At 70.8% G+C, this 17,215-nt stretch carries 21 protein-coding genes; 8 read left to right on the top strand and 13 right to left on the bottom strand.

Annotated elements, in window-relative coordinates:
- Positions 1-24: 24 nt before the first annotated feature.
- Complete coding sequence (locus SACCYDRAFT_RS06605; protein ID WP_005454721.1) at positions 25-1,191, bottom strand: site-2 protease family protein; 1,167 nt, start codon at positions 1,189-1,191, stop codon at positions 25-27.
- 86 nt (positions 1,192-1,277) lie between these two features.
- On the opposite strand from SACCYDRAFT_RS06605, the gene SACCYDRAFT_RS06600 reads away from it, so the two are divergent.
- Positions 1,278-1,499, top strand: coding sequence for a hypothetical protein (locus SACCYDRAFT_RS06600; protein ID WP_005454720.1), 222 nt, complete (start codon positions 1,278-1,280; stop codon positions 1,497-1,499).
- A gap of 56 nt (positions 1,500-1,555) precedes the next feature.
- On the opposite strand, the gene SACCYDRAFT_RS06595 is transcribed toward SACCYDRAFT_RS06600, so the two are convergent.
- The 3 genes from SACCYDRAFT_RS06595 to SACCYDRAFT_RS06585 form a co-directional block, all read right to left on the bottom strand.
- Positions 1,556-1,948, bottom strand: coding sequence for a hypothetical protein (locus tag SACCYDRAFT_RS06595; RefSeq protein ID WP_005454719.1), 393 nt, complete (start codon positions 1,946-1,948; stop codon positions 1,556-1,558).
- A 126-nt stretch (positions 1,949-2,074) separates the two neighbouring features.
- Positions 2,075-2,389, bottom strand: coding sequence for a DUF2795 domain-containing protein (locus SACCYDRAFT_RS06590; RefSeq protein WP_005454718.1), 315 nt, complete (start codon positions 2,387-2,389; stop codon positions 2,075-2,077).
- Between the two features lie 57 nt (positions 2,390-2,446).
- Complete coding sequence (locus SACCYDRAFT_RS06585) at positions 2,447-3,778, bottom strand: aminotransferase-like domain-containing protein (RefSeq protein ID WP_005454716.1); 1,332 nt, start codon at positions 3,776-3,778, stop codon at positions 2,447-2,449.
- Between the two features lie 68 nt (positions 3,779-3,846).
- Between SACCYDRAFT_RS06585 and SACCYDRAFT_RS06580 the strand changes: the two genes are divergently transcribed.
- The 3 genes from SACCYDRAFT_RS06580 (at position 3,847) to SACCYDRAFT_RS06570 (ending at position 6,709) form a co-directional block, all read left to right on the top strand.
- The gene (locus SACCYDRAFT_RS06580) at positions 3,847-4,665 is read left to right on the top strand and encodes an alpha/beta fold hydrolase (protein WP_005454715.1); all 819 of its coding nucleotides are present in this window, start codon (positions 3,847-3,849) and stop codon (positions 4,663-4,665) included.
- Between the two features lie 266 nt (positions 4,666-4,931).
- Positions 4,932-5,561: a hypothetical protein gene (locus SACCYDRAFT_RS26260; RefSeq protein ID WP_005454713.1), complete on the top strand. Its 630-nt coding sequence runs from the start codon at positions 4,932-4,934 to the stop codon at positions 5,559-5,561.
- 110 nt (positions 5,562-5,671) lie between these two features.
- Positions 5,672-6,709: an iron-containing redox enzyme family protein gene (locus SACCYDRAFT_RS06570; protein WP_005454711.1), complete on the top strand. Its 1,038-nt coding sequence runs from the start codon at positions 5,672-5,674 to the stop codon at positions 6,707-6,709.
- A gap of 39 nt (positions 6,710-6,748) precedes the next feature.
- Here SACCYDRAFT_RS06570 and SACCYDRAFT_RS06565 read toward each other — a convergent pair whose 3' ends face one another.
- From SACCYDRAFT_RS06565 to SACCYDRAFT_RS06545, 5 genes are read right to left on the bottom strand one after another with little or no spacing between them, the layout of a single operon-like run.
- Positions 6,749-6,985: a CDGSH iron-sulfur domain-containing protein gene (locus SACCYDRAFT_RS06565; protein ID WP_005454709.1), complete on the bottom strand. Its 237-nt coding sequence runs from the start codon at positions 6,983-6,985 to the stop codon at positions 6,749-6,751.
- Positions 6,957-7,610 carry a HemK2/MTQ2 family protein methyltransferase gene (locus SACCYDRAFT_RS06560; protein WP_005454708.1) on the bottom strand — a complete coding sequence of 218 codons (654 nt, stop codon included), beginning with the start codon at positions 7,608-7,610 and terminating at the stop codon, positions 6,957-6,959. Before SACCYDRAFT_RS06560 ends, SACCYDRAFT_RS06565 begins: the two co-directional genes overlap by 29 nt.
- Before the next feature lie 4 nt (positions 7,611-7,614).
- Positions 7,615-7,878: a DUF4235 domain-containing protein gene (locus SACCYDRAFT_RS06555; RefSeq protein ID WP_005454707.1), complete on the bottom strand. Its 264-nt coding sequence runs from the start codon at positions 7,876-7,878 to the stop codon at positions 7,615-7,617.
- Positions 7,875-8,165, bottom strand: coding sequence for a DUF3618 domain-containing protein (locus SACCYDRAFT_RS06550; RefSeq protein WP_005454706.1), 291 nt, complete (start codon positions 8,163-8,165; stop codon positions 7,875-7,877). Before SACCYDRAFT_RS06550 ends, SACCYDRAFT_RS06555 begins: the two co-directional genes overlap by 4 nt.
- On the bottom strand, positions 8,162-8,575 hold the full coding sequence (locus tag SACCYDRAFT_RS06545; RefSeq protein ID WP_005454705.1) for a phage holin family protein: 414 nt from the start codon (positions 8,573-8,575) through the stop codon (positions 8,162-8,164). The genes SACCYDRAFT_RS06550 and SACCYDRAFT_RS06545 overlap by 4 nt, the downstream gene beginning before the upstream one ends.
- A 194-nt stretch (positions 8,576-8,769) precedes the next feature.
- On the opposite strand from SACCYDRAFT_RS06545, the gene SACCYDRAFT_RS06540 reads away from it, so the two are divergent.
- The 4 genes from SACCYDRAFT_RS06540 to SACCYDRAFT_RS06525 all read left to right on the top strand — a co-directional run bounded on the left by SACCYDRAFT_RS06540 (position 8,770) and on the right by SACCYDRAFT_RS06525 (position 11,968).
- A complete protein-coding gene (locus SACCYDRAFT_RS06540; protein WP_005454704.1) occupies positions 8,770-9,213 on the top strand; it encodes an ATP-binding protein in 444 nt (147 codons plus the stop codon).
- A gap of 51 nt (positions 9,214-9,264) precedes the next feature.
- Entirely contained in the window at positions 9,265-9,699 is a 435-nt protein-coding gene (locus SACCYDRAFT_RS06535) for a DUF4383 domain-containing protein (RefSeq protein ID WP_005454703.1), read from the top strand.
- Positions 9,700-9,795: 96 nt separating this feature from the next.
- Positions 9,796-10,740 carry a glycosyltransferase gene (locus SACCYDRAFT_RS06530; RefSeq protein ID WP_005454702.1) on the top strand — a complete coding sequence of 315 codons (945 nt, stop codon included), beginning with the start codon at positions 9,796-9,798 and terminating at the stop codon, positions 10,738-10,740.
- Positions 10,741-10,759: 19 nt separating this feature from the next.
- Positions 10,760-11,968: a glycosyltransferase gene (locus SACCYDRAFT_RS06525; RefSeq protein WP_005454700.1), complete on the top strand. Its 1,209-nt coding sequence runs from the start codon at positions 10,760-10,762 to the stop codon at positions 11,966-11,968.
- A gap of 60 nt (positions 11,969-12,028) precedes the next feature.
- Here the strand turns inward: SACCYDRAFT_RS06525 and SACCYDRAFT_RS06520 are convergent, their stop codons facing one another.
- The 4 genes from SACCYDRAFT_RS06520 to SACCYDRAFT_RS06505 all read right to left on the bottom strand — a co-directional run bounded on the left by SACCYDRAFT_RS06520 (position 12,029) and on the right by SACCYDRAFT_RS06505 (position 17,215).
- Complete coding sequence (locus SACCYDRAFT_RS06520; RefSeq protein ID WP_005454698.1) at positions 12,029-14,560, bottom strand: ATP-dependent Clp protease ATP-binding subunit; 2,532 nt, start codon at positions 14,558-14,560, stop codon at positions 12,029-12,031.
- Between the two features lie 71 nt (positions 14,561-14,631).
- On the bottom strand, positions 14,632-15,522 hold the full coding sequence (locus tag SACCYDRAFT_RS06515; RefSeq protein ID WP_005454696.1) for a glycosyltransferase family 2 protein: 891 nt from the start codon (positions 15,520-15,522) through the stop codon (positions 14,632-14,634).
- A complete protein-coding gene (locus SACCYDRAFT_RS06510; protein WP_005454695.1) occupies positions 15,519-16,349 on the bottom strand; it encodes a glycosyltransferase family 2 protein in 831 nt (276 codons plus the stop codon). Before SACCYDRAFT_RS06510 ends, SACCYDRAFT_RS06515 begins: the two co-directional genes overlap by 4 nt.
- A complete protein-coding gene (locus tag SACCYDRAFT_RS06505) occupies positions 16,346-17,215 on the bottom strand; it encodes a polysaccharide pyruvyl transferase family protein (RefSeq protein WP_005454694.1) in 870 nt (289 codons plus the stop codon). Before SACCYDRAFT_RS06505 ends, SACCYDRAFT_RS06510 begins: the two co-directional genes overlap by 4 nt.

Below are 17,215 nucleotides of genomic sequence, written 5' to 3'. Positions count from 1 at the left end.
TCCGGCCCGCGGCTCCCCGCCCGCTCAGCTCGCCGTGCCAGGGACGCCGGGCCGGACGGCGGATGTGTCCCCGACCAGCCCGCGCAGCGTCACGGCGCGGCTGACGTCGGTGGGTGTGACGATGCCGACGAGCCGATCGCCGTCGAACACCAGCGCCCGCCCGTCCGGAGTCTCACCCAGCGAGGGCAGCAACTCGGTGAGCGGGGTGTCCGGCGTGGCTTTGGGAACGTCGTCCACGGGACACTCGATCGAGCGCACGCTGGTGGTGCCGCGCTCGTCGACCGGAACCGACCGCAGGCGGTTCAACGTGACCAACCCCTCCACTCGCCCGGCCTGGTCGACAACCGGGAACGCGGAGTGCCGTCGCGAGAGCACCACGTCGTGCAGGAAGTCGTGTACCGACAGGCCCGCATCGGTGGTGTCGGGGTCCGCGGTCATGACCTCGGCCACCCGCACGTCCCCCAGGGTGCTGCCCAGCTGCGCCTGCCGTTCCTCGGCGCCCGCGACCGTGACGACGAACAGCCCGATGAGCACCCACCACAGACCGCTGCCACTGCCCGCGAACAGCAGTTGCCACGCACCCAGCAGGATCAGCGCGATGCCGAACCCCCGGCCCGCGCGGGCGCTCCAGACGGCCGCGCGGTTGCGGTCGCCCTTCCACGCCCACAGCGCGGCACGCAGGATCCGCCCGCCGTCCAGGGGTGCGGCGGGCACGAGGTTGAACACGGCCAGCACCGCGTTCAACACCGCGAGGTAGACCGCCACCATCACGACGAGTGTCGGCGCGTCCACCGCGACGAGCAGCCACGCGAGCGCGCCGAAAAGGGCACCGGCGACCACGCTGGCCAAGGGGCCCGCCGCCGCTATGCGCAGATCGGCGACGGGAGTACGCGCCTCGCTGCGCAGCGCGGCGAGGCCACCGAGCAGCCACAGGGTGATGTCCCGAACCTCGATCCCCTGCCGCCGCGCCACGATCGCGTGCGCGAGTTCGTGCGCGAGCAGCGAAGCCAGGAAGAGCAGTGCCGCCACGAGCGCCGCGGCGACGTAGGCACCGCCGGAGTAGCCGGGCACGAGCACGGGCCAGCTCCGGAAACCGAGAGCGAGGACGAGAACGAGTAGAATCCCGAGCACGCTCCAGTGCGCACCGATCCGGATACCCGCGATGGTGCCGAGTTTGAACGTTGACGACATGTGACGTCTCCAGCAGCGTCCGAATGGGTTAACGCTCCACTGAATGGGCTACCCGAATGTCGTAGTCGGCAGACACGGAGGATGAAATGCCGGAGAAGAACGACCTGCACGACAAGACAATGGGAGAACTGGCCGACACAGCACACCGTGAGGGCATCCCGTTCGTGGCGCACATGAGCCAGAGCGAACTCGTCGAGGCGATCGAGCAGCAACGCGAGGCGAACGAGCTCCAGCCCGAAGTCCAGCCTCCGCTCCCCCGGCAGCCCAGCGACGAGCAGGCGACGGGCAAACCGACGCCCGCTTCCTGACCCGGGTCACGCGGACGGCAACGTGGCCGACCGCGCAGCCGGTCACCCGCCGGCCCTCATTCACTGACCACGAGGTCGCTGCTGGCAGCCTGGGCTGCCTGGATGTCCCGGCTCAACGCCGCGCTCATCCGGTGAGCCCTCGACAGCGCGGAGGCGACCTCGAAGATCGACTCGGCCACCTCGCCGTAGGCCCTCGGATCCCGTCCCCCGACCCGGCCGCACCACAGGCACTGTTCGAGCCACGTGGCCATCTCGGGCAGGCACCTCGCCAGGTTGTCGACGAGCAGCTTCAACGATCCGAGCACCTCGTGCAGTTCGCCGGGGCTCGCGAGGATGTCGCCGTCCACCGGGCCCGAAGTCCGCAGCGACAGCGCCCTGACCGCGTCCTCCGCGCGGGCGGCGAGCCGTGCTGGTGAGTTCTCCACGTCACCACTACCGGGAAGCTCCATGATCGCCTTACTCTCTCGTCGAGACGGTCGCGCTGTACAGCTACCCGCCGACCAACCCGGACAAACGGTCCAAGAGTCCCGACACGTCGACTGCTCTACTGGTCGGACGCCGACGTGTCAGGAGTTCTAACTCCCCCGGTTCTCGCCGAGCTCCTCGGCGATCGGGTGCTCACCGACGTCCTTGGCCTGCTCGGACAGTCCGGGCTTGCCGTGCGTACGACGACGCTCGGCCCGCTCCCGGTCGTCCTCCGGTGACGCGAACGAGACGGCTCGCTCGACCTCGCCGAGGCTGGCGTAGGTCTCGGCCGGAATCCCGTTCAGCTCGCGCAGGGTGTCGGAGTCCGCATCGGCGCGTTCGGCGCACCGCACCAACTCCGCGCGCTCGGCGGGAAAGTCCGCCTCGGACAACGCCGCATGCAGGCGTTCCACGGTGGTTGCCATCACGCTCACCTCCACGGCGCGGCTACCCGTGGGTCAGCGTCGTGAAACGGCTCCGGGTCATTCCAGGCGCGCGTCCTCCGGCGTGGCCCGCGCGAGGCTCGCCAGCACGCTGATCGCGGTTTCCAGTGTGGACGGATCGGGGCCCGCGAGCGCCAGCCGCACCGCGGTGGGAGCGTGGGCAGCTCCGACCGCGAAGGCCCCCGAGGGGCTCACCGCGATGCCCCGCCGGGCCGCCGCCGCGACGAACGTGTCGGCCCGCCACGGTTGCGGCAGTTCCCACCAGCAGTGGTAGGCACCCGGGTCGCCGCGCACCTCGAACCCGTCGAGTCCACGTCGGACGATGCCTGCCCGTCGCACCGCGTCGGCACGCTTACGCTCCTGCACTGAGGCCACGGTGCCGTCCTCGATCCAGTGGGTCGCCGCGACCAGCGTGAACCCCGCAGCCGCCCATCCCCCGGACCGCAACGCCGCCGCCACCCGTCCCGTCAGCTCGGGGGGCACCACCAGGAAGCCGAGGGTGAGGCCGGGCGAGAACCGCTTCGACAGACTGTCCACCAGGACCGTGCGCTCGGGCGCGTACGCGGCCAGTGGCACCTCGTCGCGCAGGAACGCGTAGATGGTGTCCTCGACCGCGCCGATGCCGAGTTCCCGCAGCACTTCGGCCAGCTCCTGCCGGCGGGACTCCGGCATCGTGACGCCGAGCGGGTTGTGCAGGGTCGGCTGCACGTACACGGCGTCGGGCCGGGTCTCGCGAACGGCCTCGGGCACGAGCCCCTGCTCGTCCACGGGCAGCGGCACGAGCGTCACGCCGAGGCGCGCGGCGATGCCCTTCACGACGGGATAGGTCAACGCCTCGACGCCGAGCCTGCCGCCGACGTCCACGAGCGCGGACACCGCTGCCGCGATGGCCTGCCTCCCGTTGCCCGCGAACGCCACCGTCGCCGGGTCGGGCGCCCAGCCCGACCTCGCGAGCACGGTCGCCGCGGCGACGCGGGCGGCGGCCGTTCCCGATGTCGCCTTCGGGCGCAGGGCCTCGGCGAGCACGTCGGCGCGCAAGAGGCGTTCGAACCCCGGCCGGAGCGTATCGAGCGAGTCGGGCAACCCGGGCGGCAGGGAGATGTTGAGTTCCAGGTCCACGGTGGCGGAGCCAGGTTCGGCCAGCGCGGGCTCGGGCCGGACGCGGGCCGCCCGCACGTACGTTCCCCGCCCGACCTCGCCCACGACGAGTCCGCGGCGGGTGAGTTCCTGGTAGACCCGGGCCGCCGTGGAGACCGCGATGCCGTGGGTGCGCGCGAACCGGCGTTGGGTGGGCAGCCGTTCGCCCGGCCGGAGGCGTCCGGCTGCGATGTCCGCGGCCACGGCGTCGGCGAGGGAACGGTAGTCACGCATACGCGCATTATTGCACCGAGTTCAATGTTGTCATTGAACCGATCGATTGAACTCGATAGCGTCGAATCATGCCCTCACTTCCCCTGCCTGACATGACCCTCGGCTACGACGACGTCGGCCACGGCGCCCCCGTCGTCCTGTTGCACGGCCACCCGTTCGACCGCACCCTGTGGCGCCCACAGGTCCATCGCCTCGCCGAGGAGGGATTCCGGGTGGTCGTGCCCGATCTCCGCGGGTACGGCACGAGCCGAATTCCCGACACTCCGGGCTCGGCGACGGTGACGCCGTTCGAGCGCTACGCGGAGGACCTCACCGCCCTGCTCGACCACGTCGGGATCACCACGTTCGTCCTCGGTGGACTGTCGATGGGCGGGCAACTCGCGATGGAGTGCTACCGGCACCTCGGCGACCGGATCGAAGCCCTGCTGCTCGCCGCGACCTCCGCCCGCGCCGACACCGCCGAACAACGGAAGACACGGCTGACCACGGCCGAGCGACTGACACGGGAGGGAATGGCCACGCTCCCGGCCGAACTGTTGCCGCGGATGCTGAGCGCCGAGAGCATCCGAACGTTGCCTGCCACGGCGAAACACGTGCTGCGGATGATGCGTGCGACGCCGCCCGAGGGAGCCGCGGCCGCGCTGCGGGGCCGCGCCGACCGACAGGACTACGTGGCTCTCCTCGGCCACATCACCGTGCCCACACTCGTCGTCGTCGGCACCGAGGACACCTACACGCCCGTCGCGGAGGCCGAGCTGATCCACGAGCGAGTCCCGGACTCGCAGCTCGTCGTGCTGGACGGTGTCGGACATCTGCCGAACCTGGAACGAGAGGTCGAGTTCGACGACCACCTCGTCAAGTTCCTGAACACACATCGGGAACACTGACAGGACACCAGAACCCCCAGGGGACGCCGGGGCCCCAGAGGACCCAGAGGACCCAGAGGACACTGTGGACTGACTGCGCCGCACCTCACCAGTCGACGCGGTCCGTGACCACTGTTGTCGCACTCCGTGATCGACGGCCGACGAAACGGGCCATTGTGCCACATCGCGCGCACATTCCGTCACAATCCCTATCGGTGGCAACAGCTCGTGATGATCTACTGTGAGACAGCTCAGCTCGGCTGTTCCCGGTCCTGAAGGGCTCAGACGTGGACAACGATGTGTCGGTGGCCCGGCTCTCCGACGACGACGACTGGAACGATCGAACTCCGCCGGGGCCGCGGTCGCGGATGCGCATGCTCGCGGTGATGGGGGCCGTGGTCGTGGGCTGTGTCGTCGCGGCCGTCGCGGTGAACCTCGTACCGGACGACGGCGTCCGGCGCGCGGACGACCGCGGTGACCGCATCGTGGTCATCGACCCCGACAACACCGAGCTCTACCCCACCACGGGCGACGTGGCCCCCACGACGGACGACGACCGCGTCGTCGTCACCGACGTCACGGACCTGTCCCAGGACGGAGACACGTCCGCTCCGCAGGACGGCACCACCGGCGAGGACGGCGGCTCCCTCGACGACCCGGCCGACGACCCCGGAGACTCCGACGAGGACGACACTCCCGACGACGACCGCGACGAGGACGAGAACGACCGGGGCGACGAGAACGACGAGGACACCGACGACACCACCTCGCCCGGCCCGTCCGACACCGGCACTCCCGGTCCGACGAGTTCCCGGCCGTCGACGAGCACCCCGCCGACCACCACCCCGCCCGGCGAGGACGAGGAGGACGAAGAGGACGAGGGGTGTTCGCCCTGGTGGTGGCCGGGCTGCTGGTGACGCCGGTCAGGACGGCTGCCGCGTCACGACCACCAAGGGCCCGTGCGGCGCGGTTCCGGTCCGGTGTATCCCGCAGTCCGCTCGGGTAGCCCGCTCGTGTGAGTACGAGTGTGAGTGCGCGACCCGAGGCATCCGTACCCGAACCGGCCCCCGTGGCGCCGTTACCGCTGCCCCGGGGACCGCTGTCGGAGGCCGTGGTGACGGCTCTGCGCGGCAGACCCGGCGGCCCACACCACCTGCCGACGGACATCGGCAGCCCCGACCCCTACGGTGACGATCTGCACCTCGCGTTGCAGACGTGCTACGAACTGCACTACCGAGGCTTCGCCGACGTCTCCCCCGACTGGGAGTGGGACCCCGACCTGCTGCGCCTGCGCACGGCGCTGGAGCAACGGTTTCTCGCGGCCCTGCGTGCGGACGTGCCCGGCGGGGGTCGTGACCGCGACGTCGCCGCCGCCCTCGACGAACTGCTCACCGAACCCGTCCACGGGACGGGGCTGAGCCACTGGTTGCAGGACGAGGGCACCTGGCCGCAGATGCGCGAGTACCTCGCGATGCGCTCGATCTACCACCTCAAGGAGGCCGACCCGCACGCGTGGGTCATCCCACGGCTGCGCGGGCAGGCCAAGGCAGCCCTGGTCGCCGTGGAGTTCGACGAGTTCGGCGGCGGTCGATACGACCGCATGCACTCACGGCTCTACGCCGACCTGCTGGAGGCCGCGGGACTGCGTTCCGACTACCTCGGCTACGCCGAACACGTTCCGCCGCAGGCGTTCGCCACGGTGAACCTGATGTCGATGTTCGGCCTCCACCGTTCGCTGCGTGGCGCGCTCGTGGGGCACTTCGCCGCGGCCGAGATCAGCACGGCCCCGAGTGCCCGCCGCATGGTGCAGGCCCTCGACCGGCTCGGCGCCCCGGAGGCGTGCCGGTTCTTCTTCAGTGAGCACGTCGAGGCCGACGCGGTGCACGAGCAGGTGATGCGGCGCGAGGTGATCGGCGACCTGCTGGCGCGCGAGCCGGAGCTGGCCGCCGACGTCGTGTTCGGTATCCAGGCGACGGAGTTGCTCGAGTCCCACCTCACCGACCACACGCTGTCGCACTGGCAGGAAGGTCGCAGCGCGTTGCGGCTTCCACCGCACGACGGCTGAACGATCGAACAACGGACCGAACACCGCCGCAAGCGGAATTCAGCGCCGCTTGCGGCGGTGGCTGGCGTCGCAGAACGGGTAGTTCCTGCTGCGGCGGCAGGCGCACACGGCGACCTGGAACCGGTCCGAGACCACGGTCGTGCCGTCGTCGAGCTGCAACTCGACGGGCCCCTCGATCAGCACGGGCCCTCCGGGCACCACGGTGACGCGGCGGGGCTGGGACCTCCTCGACCGCGTGGGGGACCACTCAGTCGGTCCGTTCGGTTCGATCGGCACGGATGACCACCAACTCTTCCTCACGTTGCCCCTCGCCGATCAGCCCACGCCGTTCCAGGTAGCGCGCCCGGCCCCGCAGCACGGGTCCGAACGGCACCGGACGGCGGGCCACGACCGACGTCTTCAACCCACCCTCACCGAGTGCCGTGAGCGTCTCCTCCACGCCGGACAGCGACGACTGCACGAGCAGCAGACAGCCCCGTTCGGACAGCAGGCCGGGAACCGCCGCGCAGAGCGGATCGATGACCGCGCGCCCGTCACGGCCGGCGTCCCAGCGGGGTGACGTTCGCCCGCCACCCGGCCACGGCACGTACGGCGGGTTGGCGAGCACGAGGTCGAACGGCCCCGGCGGCGGTGCCGACGAGACGTCGGCCCGGCACACCCGTACGGGAAGCCGCCGCACGCGCGCGTTGAGCCACGCCGCCACGAGCGCCCGCCGCGACACGTCGAGCGCGGTGACCTCGGCCGCCCCCGCACGCGCCGCCGCGACGGCCAGCGCTCCCGTTCCCGTACCCACGTCGAGCGCTCTCGCACCAGGCGGCAGCGTCACCGCGGTGAGCGCCTCGGACAGCAGGTCGGTGTCGTCCTGGGGGCGGTACACCCCTGGTGGCCGCACCAGCAACATGCGTTTACTCGTTCCCCGGCCAGGCACCGGTCGCCTTCTCGTATCCCGCGGCACCGGCCCGGTCGACCGCTGCCTTCACTGCTCCCACCACGGCTCCCTGAGCAGCGGCGGCCGCCACGACCTGCCACGCCTTGAAGTTACGGTCGGTGGCTTTGGGCGCCCTGGAATCCCCGGTCACCCGCCGCCACAACTGCCTGAACACCGCGCTCGCCAGGAGGCCACCGCCCACGCTGACCAGCAGGCTGAGTGGGCGGTACAACACCTTCACCGCTTCAGCCTCCACGTGAGCAGGCCGCCGAAGAGGGCCGCGACGGCCGCCCCGCCCGCCGCCACGAAGACGGGGTTGGCCCGCAGGACACGCAGCACGACCTGTGAGCGGTCGTGGAACTGCTCCTTGGCGCGTTCCCCCACGTTGAGCCGGTTCATGAGTTCCCTCGCGGTCTCACCCAGCTCCTGCCTCGTGAGTTCGATGTCCGTGCGCGCCTGCTCCACCGTCTGCGGGAACTCGTCGTCCGGCGAGCTCGACGAGGAGGTCGACGAGGTCGACGAACTCATTGCCGCATCCTCTCCTTCACGGTGTCGATGTCCTTGCGCACGCTCTCGATGGACTCCCTCGGCATGGGTGGTGTCGCCTTCTGCACCTGGTTCCTGCCGAGGAGCGCGAGCAGCCCGGCCAACAACAGCAACGCGCCGCCGACCACCAGGGCCGCCGCCCACGCGGGCAGCACGAGCGCGAGCGCCAGCACGGCAGCGGCGACGAGCACCGCCGTCCCGAAGAAGGCCAGCAACCCGCCCGCTCCGGCCATTCCCGCGCCGATCCCGAACCGCTTGCCCTTCGTCTGCATCTCGGCCCGGGCGAGTTTCATCTCGTCGCGGACGAGCCTGCTCACCTGTGCGGAGAGGTCGTTGACGAGCTGCGCCACCGAGCGCTCGCCCACGGCGTCACGCTGTTCGTCGTACACCACGGCTTCCTCCCATTCGTCGTGTACACGCGGCACTCACGCACCGGTGACCGCTCGACGGTGGTCACCGTGTGCCCCGAAGGGAGCTGGCACAAACCTCCGGCGACGCTCACCGGAGAAGGCCTCGAAAGGCCGAACGACCGTGGTCCCACTCGGGTGAGTGTGGACACCCGCTCGACGGGTACCCCGGCCACATCATGGGAAGACGTGAGCTGGTGGACTGGTTCGGTCAGAGGTGCCACGGACCGATGGAACTGCGAGTTCCCGCCGATCCTCGACATCTGGCGACGGTCCGCATGATGGCACAGGGAGTGGCCGAGCGCGAGGGATTCGGCCCCGACGAGGTCACCGACATCGTCCTCGCGGTCGACGAGGCGTGCGCGAGTCTCGTCCACGCCTCCGTGCCGGGGGCGCTGTTGACCTGCCGGTTGTCCGTCGTGTTCGGCACCCTGCGCGCCGAGGTGTCCGCGACGACGGTCTCCGGTGGTGTGCCGAGCAAGCACTCCCTCGGATGGCAGATGCTGGGCACGGTCACCGACTTCCTGTCGGCGTGGCGCTACGACTTCGACCCGCAACGGGACATGGACCGGGTGGTTCACATCGACTTCGCGAAGCAGGCCGCCCACCGCATCGCCCGGTAACGCCCACCCGCCACGCGCGGCGAGGTCCGCGACGCCGAGAGGGGGCAGGACATGAGAGGTTCGGAAAGAGCGCATCCGCCTGCGGCGGCGCTGCGCCTCACGGTGCTCGTCATCGGCCTGGCCTACCTGGTGCTCGGTATCTCCGGGTTCGCGCTGGTCGGCTCCGACATGGGTTACGACCCTTCCCGTACCGTGTGGGTGTTCGGGATCAGCGGCCTGCTCAACATCGGACACACGGGGGTGGGCGCGCTGGGGGTGGCGGCCGCGCACACCGAGGCGACCGCACGCGCGTTCGGCTGGCTGAGTTTCTTCGGCTTCGCCGGGATCTTCGCCTACAGCATGCTGGCCATAACCGTCTCGCCCCTGGGCAATCTCGCTAACGTGCACGTGGCGAACGTGTGTCTGTACGGGGTGACAGCGGTGCTGGGCCTGCTGATCAGCGTGGTGCCGTCGCGGGGCGGTGCGGCGACCGGACACGCCACGTGACGGGTGCCGGAACATCCTCTACGCAGGGTCACCACCCCACGACCGGCCGCGCTACGGACGGTTTAGCCCAGCAGGCGTCCGGGCAACTTCGGTGGCATGAAAGTCCTGGTGTGGCATGTCCACGGTTCGTGGACAACCGCGTTCGTTCAAGGAAAACACACTTACTTACTGCCCACTGTGGACGATCGCGGGCCGTGGGGCAGGGGACGCTGCGGGCGGAACTGGCCCACCTCCGCGGTGGAGGTGAGCCCCGACGACCTGCGTGAACAGGACGTCGACGCCGTGGTACTCCAGCGACCCGAGGAGATCGAGCTCACCCACCGGTGGCTGGGGCGCACCCCTGGCGTGGACGTACCCGCCGTCTACGTCGAGCACAACACCCCTCGGGAGCACGCGGCCACCACCCGGCACCCGATGGCCGACCAGGACGGCATCCCCGTCGTGCACGTGACCCACTACAACGAGCTGATGTGGGACAACGGGATCGCCCCCACGACGGTGATCGACCACGGCATCGTCGACCCCGGACACCGCTACACCGGCGAACTTCCCCGCGCCGCCGTGCTCATCAACGAACCGGTGCGGCGAGGCCGCGTGGTGGGCACCGACCTGCTGCCCGTGTTCGCTCGCGCCGCACCGGTCGACCTCTACGGGATCGGGGTGGAAAACGTCGCCGTCGACGGGGTGACCCCGGTCGGCGATCTCTCCCACGAAGCACTGCACACCGACATGGCACGCAGGCGCGTCTACGTGCACACCGCACGGTGGACCTCACTGGGGCTGTCCCTGCTGGAAGCCATGCAGCTCGGTATGCCCGTGGTCGCGGTCGCCTCGACCGAGGCGGCCACGGCGGTGCCGTCCGACGCGGGACTCGTGTCCACGGACGTCACCGACCTCGCCTCGGCGGTGTCGACCCTCTGCGCCGACCCGGAACTGGCCACGCGCATGGGCAAGTCGGCACGCGAGTACGCCCTGGCGCACTTCGGTCTCGACGCGTTCCTGCGCCGCTGGGACGTCCTGCTCGAATCGCTCGCGCCCTGAACCCCTCGCAGGAGGCACGATGAAGATCTCGATGGTTTCCGAGCACGCCAGCCCACTGGCGGCACTGGGTGAGGTCGACGCCGGGGGACAGAACGTGCACGTCGCCGAGCTGTCCGCGGGCCTGACCAGGGCGGGACACGAGGTGACCGTCTACACCCGCCGGGACGACGAAAAGCAGCCCGACGAGGTCACCATGCCCGGCGGCTACCGCGTGGTGCACGTACCCGCGGGCCCGCCCCGGTACGTACCGAAGGACGAACTGCTGCCGCACATGGGCGAGTTCACCCGGTTTCTGAGCTCTCACTGGGAGGCGGACCGCCCGGACGTCGTCCACGCCCACTTCTGGATGTCAGGGCTGGCCTCGCTGATGGCGGCGCGTCCGCTCGACGTCCCGGTGGTGCAGACTTTCCACGCGCTCGGCGTGGTCAAGCGTCGGCACCAGGGCGCGCACGACACGAGCCCCGCCGAACGGATCGGCTTGGAACGGCTCATCGGCAGGCACGCGTCCCGGGTGGCGGCGACGTGCTCGGACGAGGTGTTCGAGCTGGTGCGGATGGGGCTGCCGAGGTCACGCATGTCGGTGGTCCCCTGTGGGGTGGACCTGGAGCGCTTCACCCCCCAGGGCCCCGCAGAACCCCGGGACCACCGGTACCGCGTCGTCTCGGTGGGCAGGCTGGTGCCGCGCAAGGGCTTCGACGTCGCCATCGCGGCGCTGCGTTCCCTGCCCGAGGTGGAGCTGGTCATCGCGGGCGGCCCTCAGGAGGGCAGGCTGGCCGAGGACCCGGAGGCACAGCGCCTGCTGCGGTTCGCCTCCGAGCTGGGAGTGGCCGACCGCGTGCGGTTGACAGGGCAGATCGCCAGGGCCGACGTGCCCGCGTTGCTGCGTTCGGCCGACGTGGTGGTGTGCACGCCGTGGTACGAGCCGTTCGGCATCGTGCCGCTGGAGGCGATGGCCTGCGGCGTGCCCGTGGTGGCCGCGGCGGTCGGTGGGCTCACCGACAGCGTGGTGGACGGGGTGACGGGTGTGCACGTGCCGCCGAGGCGGCCCGACGCGGTGGCCGCGGCCGTGCGCAAGCTGCTCTCCGACGCCGCGCTGCGCGACGCCTACGGCATCGCCGGCTCCGATCGCGCCCGGTGCCGGTACTCGTGGGACCGCATCGCCACCGACACCTTCCGCGTCTACGAACGCGTGGTGCCCGCGGCAGCGCTCAGCGAGGAGACGGGGTGAGAGGGTAGCGACGGGAAAGGGGGACCGGCCACGAGCGCCGGTCCCCCTTCTTCGCACCGCTCAGGAGCCCACCGGGACGGTGACGTCGAAGGACAACGCGCCGTCCCGCACCGTCACGTCGACGCGGGAACCGGAGTGGAGATCGCCCTTCAACAACATCCGGGAGAGCACGTTGTCGACCTCCCGCTGGATGGTCCGGCGCAGTGGGCGGGCCCCGTACTCCGGCTGGTAGCCAGCCTCCGAGAGCCACTGCACGGCCTCCGGGGTGAACTCGACGTCCACGCCCTGGGCGTGCGCCTTGCGTGTCGTCTCCCCCAGCAGCAGTGTGGTGATCTGCTGGAGCTGTTCGGGCGACAGCTTGCGGAAGACGATGATCTCGTCGATGCGGTTGAGGAACTCCGGCCGGAAGTTGTCCCGCAGCCTGCGCATCAGGCGCTGGCGTAGCGGGCTTTCCGTCTCGCTCTCGTCCTGGGGGGCGAACCCCAGTGCGCCCTGCGTACCGCTCAGCACGAGTTCGGAACCGATGTTGCTGGTCATGATGAGGACCGTGTTGGTGAAGTTCACCGTACGGCCCCGCCCGTCGGTGAGACGGCCGTCCTCCAGGACCTGCAACAGCATGTTGAACACGTCCTGGTGCGCCTTCTCGATCTCGTCGAGCAGCACCACCGAGTACGGTCGCCGGCGCACGGCCTCGGTGAGCTGCCCGGCTTCCTCGTACCCGACGTAGCCGGGGGGCGCGCCGACGAGCCTGCTGACGGTGTGCCGCTCGCCGTACTCGGACATGTCGAGCCGGATCATGCTCTCCTCGCTGCCGAACAGAGCCTCGGCCAGCGCCCGCGCGAGTTCGGTCTTGCCGACGCCCGTGGGCCCGAGGAACAGGAAGCTCCCCGACGGCCTTCCGGGTTCGGCGAGCCCGGCCCTGGCCCGACGTACGGACTCCGCCACGGCGGCCACCGCCTCGTCCTGGCCCACGACCCGCCCGTGCAGGTGTTCCTCCAGGTTCAGCAGCCGTTCGCGTTCCTCCTGCGTCAACTGCGCCACGGGGATGCCCGTGCTGCGCGAGACGACCTCGGCGATGTCGGTGGCCGTGACGTCGGGCGCCTCGGCGGGCCGGTCCTCCCTGCGCTGCTCCTCGATCCGGCTGCGCAGGTCGTGGATCTCGTCGCGCAACGCGGACGCGCGCTCGTAGTGTTCCTCGCTCACCGCCTGGTCGCGGTCGCGGCACAGTTGTTCGAGCCGCGACTCCATGTCGCGCAGCCGCTCGGGCCAGCGCCCGGAACGCATCCGCACCCGTGCGCCCGCCTGGTCGACGAGGTCGATGGCCTTGTCCGGCAGGTACCGGTCGGTGATGTAGCGGTCGGACAGCGTGGCCGCCGCGTTCAGCGCCTCGTCGGTGAACCGCACCTGGTGGTGCGCCTCGTACTGGTCGCGCAGCCCGTGGAGGATCGCCAGCGTGTCTTCCACGTTCGGCTCGGGCACGAGGATGGGCTGGAAGCGACGCTCGAACGCCGGGTCGTTCTCGATGTTCTCGCGGTACTCGTCCAGGGTCGTCGCGCCGACGATGTGCAGCTCGCCCCTCGCGAGCGCGGGCTTCAGCATGTTGCTCGCGCCCATCGAGCCCTCCGACGCCCCCGCACCCACCACGGTGTGCAGTTCGTCGATGAACACGATGAGTTTGCCCTGGTTCTGGCGTAGCTCGTCGAGCAGCTTCGTCATGCGCTCCTCGAAGTCCCCGCGGTAGCGCGTGCCCGCGACCATCGCGGCGATGTCGAGCTGCACCACGCGGCGGTCGGCCATCGAGTCGGGCACGTTGCCGTCGACGACGCGCTGCGCGAGTCCCTCCACGATGGCCGTCTTGCCGACACCGGCCTCGCCGATGAGGACGGGGTTGTTCTTCGTGCGCCGCGAGAGCACCTCGATGGTCTGCTCGATCTCGTCGTCACGACCCACCACGGGGTCGATCTCCCCGTTGCGCGCCATGGCGGTGAGGTCGCGCCCGTACGCGTCGAGCGTGGGCGTCTCGCTGACCTGCTCCTGCTGCTGGGGTTCGTGGCGGGTGGGGCGCGGCGAGCTCTCCGGCCCGGAGATCGCCCGCTGCATGGCCTCCGGGGTCACTCCCGCCTCCGACAGCAGCAGTCCCGCGCGCGAGTCGGGGTTCGCCACCAGCGCCAGCAGGATGTGCTCGGGGCCGATGTAGGACGACCGCAGTCCCCGCGAGATCTGGTGCGCGTCGAGCAGGGTGCGTTTGGCGCCGGGGGTGAGCACGGGCGTGGCCTGCGGCGACCGGCGCTCGGCCGCCTCCCGCTCCACACGCTCGGCCAGCGCGTCGGGGTTCGCGCCCGCACGCTGCAGCAGCTCCCGGCTTCCGGGCACCCGGGTCGCCGCCCACAACAGATGGGTGGAGTCGAGTTCACTCTGCCGCCATTCACCGACCTGGCGCACGGCCGCGGAAACCAGCGCGAGCGCCTGCTCGCTCATCAGGCGCGTGATCCCCACGGCGTGGGGACGCCGCCCCGGCATCGCGTTGCCGAAGAACTGGGCGAGTAGCTGGTCGAACGGGCTTGGCCCGGGTTCGGCGAAGAAGCCGGTCATCGACACACTCCCTCTCGGCGGCGGTTCGTTCTCGCTCCCCGGCCTACCCGGTGGAGCGGTTCGTCAACCCGTCATCCGACGTAGCGCCGAGCGGTGGAGCGTCGTTGGGAGTCCTCCAGCGACCGCAGTCCCTCCTCCACCGACGGTGGCACCACCCGGCGTTCGGACAGCACCCACGGCAGCCCCCGCACCGCCTCGGCCACAGCGCCGAGGGTGGCGGCGTCCCTGGGCGCGGAACGCAGCACGTCGACGGTGCGCCGTGCCGCCGACCGGGCGGGTCTGCGCAGCCACAGCGTCCACAGCGTGTTACGGATGCCGAGCTGGCGGCGCCGTCGCGGGTCGCGCTGCCGTGACGGCGCATGGTGGATCACGATGTCGGGGTCCCAGCACATCCACCACCCGTGTGCGGCGAGGTCGATGGCGAGCAGCTCCTCCTCCCCGCCGAGCCACATGCGCGGCGAGAACCCGCCCACCTGCCGGAACGCCTCCACCCGGAAGGTCGTCAGTCCCGCCATCACACCGAGCAGCGCGGGCCCGGGAAGCCAGTCCGGCCCTCGAACCGGGGAGTCCCGCAGCTCGGGAGTGATCGGGTCCTCCACCAGATCCGGTTCCACGAGGCAGCGGCCCGTCACCGACGCCAGGCCGGGGTAGGTGTCGAGCAACTCCGCCGCCCGCGTGAGCGCGCCCGGCTGCCACCGGGTGTCGTCGTCGCAGAACGCCACGTACGGTGTCTGGATCTGGCGCACGGCGAGGTTACGGGCGAGGGCTCCGAGATTGCGGTCGCACCTCAACAACGACACGTGCGGGAACACGGTGGCGATCGCGTCGGCGGTGCCGTCGGTCGAGGCGTTGTCGGCGACCACGATCGGCGCGGCGTCGGGCAGCGACGTCATCGCCTCCAGCGTCCGCAGCGCCTCGTCACGACGGTTGTGGGTGATCATCACGACGCTGACGCGGTTCATGCGAGCTCCCTGATCCGCTGTTCGACGTGGTCGGGAAGTGGGCGGCGGTCCGCCAGTGCCCTCGGCAGCCTGCGGAGCGCTCCCGCCGCCGCGACGGGATCGCGAAGCAGCGTGCCTGCCGTGCGCGCGCAGTCGCCCAGCGGGCGGCGCATCCACGTGATGAGCACGTTGTTCCGCCGCTCGATCCGCCGTCGCCAGGCCGCGGACGGTCGGATCGCCGACGGATGGTGGTGCGCGTACAGCCGGTCGACATAGCACAGCTCCCAGCCCCGGGCGGCGAGGTCGTAGGCGAGCAGCTTCTCCTCGGCTCCGAAGTGCAGCAGCGGGTTGAAACCCCCGGCGTCGAGGAACGCGCTGCGCCGCACCACCGCGGAGCACGCGAGGAAGCCCAGCACCCTGGGGCCAGGCAGGTCGGGTGCGGTGCCCAGCGGGCTGTGGGCCATCGCCTCGCACACGGGGTCGCGGCGGCATTCCGGGCCCACCAGCGTCGTGGCCGCCACGAGCCCGACCCGGGGGTAGGCGTCGAACAGCACCTCGGCCTGGGACAGCGACCCCTGCGCCCACCAGGAGTCGTCGTCGCAGAACGCCACGTACGGGGTGTCGGCCGCCTCCACGCCCAGGTTGCGTGCCGCCATGCCCACGTTCTCCGGGAGCCGGACGAGCCGCACCTCCGGGAAGTCCTCGTGCACCCGCGTGGCCGTGTCGTCGGACGACCCGTTGTCCACCACGATGACCGGCGGGGTGGGCTTCAGCGCCCGCAGGTGTTTCAGCGTGTTGGCGAGGTCGTCCGCGCGGTCCCGCGTGGCGATCACCACCGTCGTCCTCATCGGAGCACCTCGCCCAGGAGTTCCGCGACGAGCGTGCCCTGCCCGCCCGGCGGGGTACGCACCCCCTCGCCACCCGGGTTCGACAGGCACCAGCGCCACCACCGGTCCAACCTGTCGGTGTCGAGTTCTTCGGCACCGATCACGGCGGGCCAGCCCAGTGCCTCGCCCTGGGCCGTCACCTTCCCGCCGCCTGCCACCGGGTCCACGGCGACGGCGGGCACACCGGACCGCAACGCGAGCACCAGCCCGTGCATGCGCGTGGTCAACACGACGTCCAGCCGCGCCACCAGGGACAGGAACTGGTCCGGTGTGGCGCAGTGCCGCCAGTCCGTGCTGTCGAGCCGCGTGTCGAGGCTCACCCGCGCGCAGTCGAGGCCGGTGACCCAGTTCAGCAACGTCTTGTGCACCTGCTCGTGTCTGCGGCGCCCGCCGTACTCGTGCTGTCCCGGCGCGAGCATGATGCCCACCACCGGCACCGTGTCGATGTGCGCTGCGTAGGAGAGGTCCGGCTGCGCCTCCCCCAGCCCGTCCCGGGCGAGAATGCGGTGGAACCCGGCCGCGGCGGGGTTCCGGGGGTCGATCACCGACACCCCCACCGCGATCCGTCGGCACACCGCGTACCGACGGTGGAGCCACTCCACCTGCTCCCCGTGCGCGGGCCCGCACACGAAAACGAGATGGGTGTAGCGTTCCGGGTCCGCGTCGTCGAGATGCAGTGCGCCCGGCCGCAGGCCGGGGCTCCACGCCGTGTCCACGCCGATGCCGGCCCCTTCGAGGGCGTCGGCGACGCGTCGCATGCTCAACACGTCCCCCGCGGTCGCCTCACCATGGAGGAAACTCGGCCATCCGGTCACCAGCACGCGCAT

This window comes from Saccharomonospora cyanea NA-134 (assembly GCF_000244975.1).
GTDB classification, from domain to species: Bacteria; Actinomycetota; Actinomycetes; order Mycobacteriales; family Pseudonocardiaceae; genus Saccharomonospora; species Saccharomonospora cyanea.
The sequence above is the reverse complement of the archived record's forward strand: the minus strand, read 5'-3'. Positions and strand labels throughout refer to the sequence as shown.

Excerpts from the sequence above, each read along its gene's own strand:
- SACCYDRAFT_RS06605 (WP_005454721.1), bottom strand. The coding sequence starts at position 1,191 with ATGTCGTCAACGTTCAAACTCGGCACCATCGCGGGTATCCGGATCGGT.
- SACCYDRAFT_RS06600 (WP_005454720.1), top strand. The coding sequence starts at position 1,278 with ATGCCGGAGAAGAACGACCTGCACGACAAGACAATGGGAGAACTGGCC.
- SACCYDRAFT_RS06595 (WP_005454719.1), bottom strand. The coding sequence starts at position 1,948 with ATGGAGCTTCCCGGTAGTGGTGACGTGGAGAACTCACCAGCACGGCTC.
- SACCYDRAFT_RS06590 (WP_005454718.1), bottom strand. The coding sequence starts at position 2,389 with ATGGCAACCACCGTGGAACGCCTGCATGCGGCGTTGTCCGAGGCGGAC.
- SACCYDRAFT_RS06585 (WP_005454716.1), bottom strand. The coding sequence starts at position 3,778 with ATGCGTGACTACCGTTCCCTCGCCGACGCCGTGGCCGCGGACATCGCA.
- SACCYDRAFT_RS06580 (WP_005454715.1), top strand. The coding sequence starts at position 3,847 with ATGCCCTCACTTCCCCTGCCTGACATGACCCTCGGCTACGACGACGTC.
- SACCYDRAFT_RS06560 (WP_005454708.1), bottom strand. The coding sequence starts at position 7,610 with ATGTTGCTGGTGCGGCCACCAGGGGTGTACCGCCCCCAGGACGACACC.
- SACCYDRAFT_RS06550 (WP_005454706.1), bottom strand. The coding sequence starts at position 8,165 with ATGAGTTCGTCGACCTCGTCGACCTCCTCGTCGAGCTCGCCGGACGAC.
- SACCYDRAFT_RS06540 (WP_005454704.1), top strand. The coding sequence starts at position 8,770 with ATGGGAAGACGTGAGCTGGTGGACTGGTTCGGTCAGAGGTGCCACGGA.
- SACCYDRAFT_RS06535 (WP_005454703.1), top strand. The coding sequence starts at position 9,265 with ATGAGAGGTTCGGAAAGAGCGCATCCGCCTGCGGCGGCGCTGCGCCTC.
- SACCYDRAFT_RS06530 (WP_005454702.1), top strand. The coding sequence starts at position 9,796 with ATGAAAGTCCTGGTGTGGCATGTCCACGGTTCGTGGACAACCGCGTTC.
- SACCYDRAFT_RS06525 (WP_005454700.1), top strand. The coding sequence starts at position 10,760 with ATGAAGATCTCGATGGTTTCCGAGCACGCCAGCCCACTGGCGGCACTG.
- SACCYDRAFT_RS06520 (WP_005454698.1), bottom strand. The coding sequence starts at position 14,560 with ATGACCGGCTTCTTCGCCGAACCCGGGCCAAGCCCGTTCGACCAGCTA.
- SACCYDRAFT_RS06515 (WP_005454696.1), bottom strand. The coding sequence starts at position 15,522 with ATGAACCGCGTCAGCGTCGTGATGATCACCCACAACCGTCGTGACGAG.
- SACCYDRAFT_RS06510 (WP_005454695.1), bottom strand. The coding sequence starts at position 16,349 with ATGAGGACGACGGTGGTGATCGCCACGCGGGACCGCGCGGACGACCTC.
- SACCYDRAFT_RS06505 (WP_005454694.1), bottom strand. The coding sequence starts at position 17,215 with ATGCGCGTGCTGGTGACCGGATGGCCGAGTTTCCTCCATGGTGAGGCG.